Raw genomic sequence first — 5,170 nt, 5'->3', positions numbered from 1 at the left:
TGCGAAAAACGAGCACAAACTTGACCCAACGTGATCACTCAGAGTAAAGTTACACTCTCCAGCGTTCGCGGTCGGGGAACCTGATCACGTTCCCCAGAATCGCTGATCACTTCCACCAGAATACGCACTATACTACGCCTTCGTATCAACGCATCTACAATAGCCTCGTTCATAGTATTCGTGAGGGAACTAGTTTGTCCGTCATGACTGGTGAAGTCGGGACTGGTAAGACGACAATGCTCCGCCGGATCATGCGAGATCTGAGCAGAACCGTTCGCTTTGCCTATTTAACCTATACCACGCTGCCATTTGATGATCTGCTGATTTTTCTTTGTGATGATCTAGAAATTCCTCGTTCACAAGGCGGACAGCTGCAAACGTTGCGAACGTTACAGGAATTCCTGACTGCGCGGCAGAATGAAGGGCAGGCGACGGCATTATTGATTGACGAAGCACAAAACCTCCAGGAGTCAGTGCTCGAAGATATTCGTCATCTCTTGAATTTGACAACCGAGAGTAAAACGTTGCTCCCCGTACTTCTGGTTGGCCAACCAGAGTTGGAACGAAAATTGGCATTGCCGAATGTCTATCAACTCAAGCAACGGGTGGCGTTGCACTGCCAACTCGACCGACTCAAAGAACGAGACATCGGCCCGTTCATTGCCCATCGGCTGCGGGCTGTTGGATATGAGCGAGAAGACCTTTTCACCCCAGAGGCGATCGAGCGTATTACCTTTTATGCTCAAGGTATCCCGCGCTTGATTAACATCATCTGTGATAATGCCTTATTACTCGGCTATAGTATTTCCGAGAAGACCATTTCTGCTGAACTGATCGAAGAAGTCTCGCAAGACCTAGGACTGCACAAGGCTGTGTCTCCTGGACCAGAGACCCCTGCAGCTCAACCTGAAGCTGCTTCAACCTGGGTTGCACCTGTCACTAGTCAACAGGAGCAAGAGCAACTGCCTCGAATTCCTGTCACGATCGACCAACGTTTCTCAAACTCCCCTACGAAATCGCTTCCGGGTAAAAAGACTCCTGCTTCACGGCGGACTGTTACGAAGAGACTAGCGTGGGCTGGCACTGGGCTCGCTTTTGCGCTGTGGTCATTTACCCTGCTTCCGTATGGTGATGAGGACCAGGGACCCCTTTTACCATCGTTTTCCTCTGGCGTGCAAAACAGTCCAACACTAGATTTATCTGATGCGACCATGTCTGTTTTGGTCCGCAATGAATTAGGTTCGATGATAGCCCGCCAGCGTGGGATTACGCCTCCTGCACCAGCGAAGGATACGACGTCAGCAAAAAAAGTTGACAACAAGGAGGCGGAACAAACAAAAAAGGAAAGCGGCTCTTCCACGCAAGTTCAATCGACTACTACTGCAGCTGTCACGCGAGGATCACAAGAAGAACCTATGCCTCCAGTAAACGATCAAGAAAGGGCGACTCAACAAGCACTCGAGCAAATGTCCGATGGCCGGGAAATTCGGCGCCCCTCTTCTCGTGAACCTCTATTAATTGAGGCAGCTTCACAGGGAGATATAGAGAAAGGGGAGCGTCTCCTTAGCGAAGGAGGCATTCTTCCAGATATGGTCGATGAGAAAGGCTGGACAGCTCTCATGATGGCTGCATTACATGGCCATCCGACGATGGTAGAGCTACTTCTCTCCTATGGCGCTGATGTGAATTTACGCAATTCTACGGGAGGGACAGCTTTGATGATGGCTGCGATTCAAGGGCGCAACGATATTCTTCAACGTCTGCTTGATAAAGGCGCGCGAGTAAATCTCCAAGATACGAAAGGCTGGACGGCTCTTATGTATGCAGCGAGAAATGGCCATACGCCGACGGTCCAGATCTTGCTCAGTAGTGGTGCAGAAGTGGATTTGAAAAACACAGAAGGACAGACTGCACTTTTGTATGCGACAGCAAGGGGACATCAAGAAACTGCTCGGGTTTTACAAGACGGAAAAGCTGGTGGGGGAGTCCCTAACTGAACACTCCACGCTTCCTCTTCATCCCGTTTCCTGTGTGCCTGCATCGGCCTTGTCTCTACTGGACACCTGCCACGTAAAATCATCTGAATGGACGACTAGCTTTTAGGAACCACTAGCGGATAAAATAGCAATTCCGTCGAAGAAGCCACCACAATACAGTGCAGGCAACGAAATGTCGGCTGTATTGATGAGGTTGGACATATTGGGGTGGATGTATGAGGTGGGGAGAAGCAAAGCAGAGGCAGTGACGCACGATTGTTGGTACGTGTCAGGCTCGCTTTTTTGCTTCTCACTTATTGTGAGGGGTGATCTATGTACAACGATTTCTTCGGCTTTCACGAAAGCCCATTTACCGTTACGCCAGATCCGCGTATCTTCTATGCTACGCCTCTGTATCAACGCGTCTATGCAAACCTGCTATCTGGCATTTGTCAACGACAAGGGGTAATCGTCCTCACCGGGGAGGCTGGCACCGGAAAGACGACCATCCTGCGCCGGCTCATGACCAATCTGAAGCACTCCGTCCGTTTTGCCTTTTGTCCATATTCTACGTTGTCGTTTGATGATCTCTTGGATTTCATCTGTGACGACTTCGAGCTGCCACAGAAACCACAGGGTCGATCGTTCCAATTACAGGCACTCTATAAGTTTCTCTTGTCACAGCAGCAGCAGAATCAGCACGCTGCGTTGTTGATTGACGAAGCCCATCATCTTCAACCGTCGGTGTTGGCTGCCCTTGCCGAACTTGCAAGTTACACCGTTGGTAACGAAGTGCTGCTCCCCATTGCCTTGGTAGGGCAGCTCGAACTTGAGGAACGTCTGCACGATCCGGTCGCAACGGTTCTTCGCGATCGTATTGCGCTCTCTTGTCAACTTGACCGCTTACAGAAAAACGATGTGGGTCCGTTTATTTTTCATCGCCTGAATGCGGTTGGATACCGCCGAAGCGATCTGTTTCCGCCGGAGGTCATTGCTGCCATTGCGGAGTACTCTCAAGGCATTCCTCGCTATATAAATACTATTTGTGATAACGCCTTGTTGATTGCTCGCATCGAAATGAAGAAGATCGTAACGCCTGCGATTATCGAGGAAGTTGCGCAAGACCTCCAACTCTTACCGTCTGCTGTTCTTCCTGACGAGCACGATGCTGCATCAGACTTTGGGGAGCCCGTCGTCCCTGTGGATATCTCCCAGCATGTGGAAACAGTGGTTCCCGTAGACGTCCTCCCGCAACGTTCGTCACCGGCGATACCGGCTGTTGTCGCGCGGACCTCGGTCCGGCGAGGCTATCCGTGGCAACCACTCGTGCGGTCTTTTGCCTCGTTTCTGGTGAGTACCTGGGTCGGACTGGGAGCCGCTGGGGTGTTATGTTTCTTGCTCTTTTTCCAATCCCCTCTGCCAGAAACGACGGAAGTGGTGGCACGGAACGGACCACCTCCTGAGTCTGACGAAGTGAAGTCTACCCCACCACCCCCACCTACTTCCGCTCCTACTGCCCAACCTCCTGTTCCTTCCGTTAAATCTTCTTCCGCACAACACGTGTCTTCCCCCTCTGCGAAACCAAACCGCATTGTTCGCCCTGACGTGACAGGGCAACACACTCAACAACAACCCGTACGCCCTCCTACGGAATCGAGCACCCAAGCGAAAGTCAGCCCCGCAAAACCACCAGTCCGTGAGATTACGATTGCTACTGCTTTTAGTAATCCCCTTCCCGTTGAGCGGGAGGCGAAAAAGAAAAGTGCAGAGCCACAGAGAGACCCCTTTGCTATGGCAAAGCCGCCTTTAGTCGCACCTGCTCGACTCCTTCCCCCTAAGGACAACAGTTCCCGAGAAGGTACACTGCAGAGACACCCGGCTCCCAGAGAAGAAAAGGGCTTGACCCCGTTGATGACAGCAGTCATGCAAGGCCGTACGACGACCGTGCAGGCGTTGCTCAAGAAAGGGGTCGAAGTGAATACGCAAAATACCGCCGGACGAACCGCGCTCATGCTTGCGGCACTGAAAGGACGCACGGATATCCTGCAAGCCTTAATTAAACGCGGTGCCGTAGTCAATGCGAAAAACGATGAAGGCTGGACAGCGTTGATGTACGCCGCGTGGAACGGTCACACCAAGACCGTGCAAACCCTCCTCCGCAGTGGTGCGAAAGTGGATACGAAAAGTACTACAGGAGGGACCGCCTTGACCCATGCGGTTCGCAACGGGCACCACGACGTTGCTCGTATCTTGCGCTCAGGCGAGACAGGAGCGTCTGCTCAGCCACTGTCAATGAAGTCGACAGAAACCAGGGCTACTCGTTCTACAGATTTCCGTTCGCTGACGCTCTCCAAACGACCTGTGCGGTGAGAAAAGGTTGATCCTCACGGTGTTTTTGTATAGAGCGACACCCAGGAGGAATACGCATGAAACTTTCAAAGCCACGCATTACACCACTGACCGAAGCGGAATGGACCGACGAACAACGTAAAACGCTGGAACCCGTCTATAAAGAGGGGAGAGTATACAATGTGTTAGGCACCTTGTCCCGCCATTGGGAAGCCTCGAAAAAATTTGGCGCCTGGGCCTACCACGTTATGGGAGACACCTCGAAATTGGTCCCTCGCGAACGAGAGATTCTCATCCTGCGCATTGGATGGCTGTGTCAAGCTGAATATGAATGGGGACAACATGTGATATTCGGCAAAGCCGCCGGACTGACTGATGCAGAGATCGCACGAATCAAAGAAGGGCCAGATGCACCAGGGTGGGCACCGTTTGATGCTACCTTGTTGCGGGCGACTGATGAACTCCACAAAGACGCCTTTATTGGCGATAAAACCTGGGCTGCCTTGAGTGAGCGCTACAGCACCGAACAACTCATGGATGTCGTGTTTACCGTCGGCCAATATAACTTAGTGTCGATGGCACTCAACACCTTTGGCGTGCAACTGGATAAAGGAGTGAAAGGGTTCTAACCTTCCTGTTGCGGAGTCGATTCACCGTGTCATTGGGAGCAGAGCGATCTGGTGGGAAATTTCACTGAATGTGATACGCTCTGCTCTTGCCCCCATTCGGTAACCGGTGAGCGATCGGCGTTGTTGACAGAGGCCAGCGAGAGCGAACTAGGGGGCATGCAGACCAAGCCGGATCAGGCATTGGTGCCAATAACAATTGGTGAATAAAAAAGCTGC

The 5,170-nt window shown here is 51.9% G+C and carries 3 protein-coding genes; all 3 read left to right on the top strand.

Annotated elements, in window-relative coordinates:
• Positions 1–194: 194 nt before the first annotated feature.
• On the top strand, positions 195–1,997 hold the full coding sequence (locus FJ147_26955) for a hypothetical protein (protein MBM4259527.1): 1,803 nt from the start codon (positions 195–197) through the stop codon (positions 1,995–1,997).
• 312 nt (positions 1,998–2,309) lie between these two features.
• A complete protein-coding gene (locus tag FJ147_26950; protein ID MBM4259526.1) occupies positions 2,310–4,346 on the top strand; it encodes a hypothetical protein in 2,037 nt (678 codons plus the stop codon).
• Between the two features lie 56 nt (positions 4,347–4,402).
• A complete protein-coding gene (locus FJ147_26945; protein ID MBM4259525.1) occupies positions 4,403–4,954 on the top strand; it encodes a carboxymuconolactone decarboxylase family protein in 552 nt (183 codons plus the stop codon).
• Positions 4,955–5,170 lie beyond the last annotated feature (216 nt).

The sequence above is a fragment of the Deltaproteobacteria bacterium genome, assembly GCA_016874775.1.
GTDB lineage: Bacteria > Desulfobacterota > Binatia > Bin18 > Bin18 > VGTJ01.
Note: the sequence above shows the minus strand (reverse complement) of the source record. Positions and strands in the feature narration are given on the sequence as shown.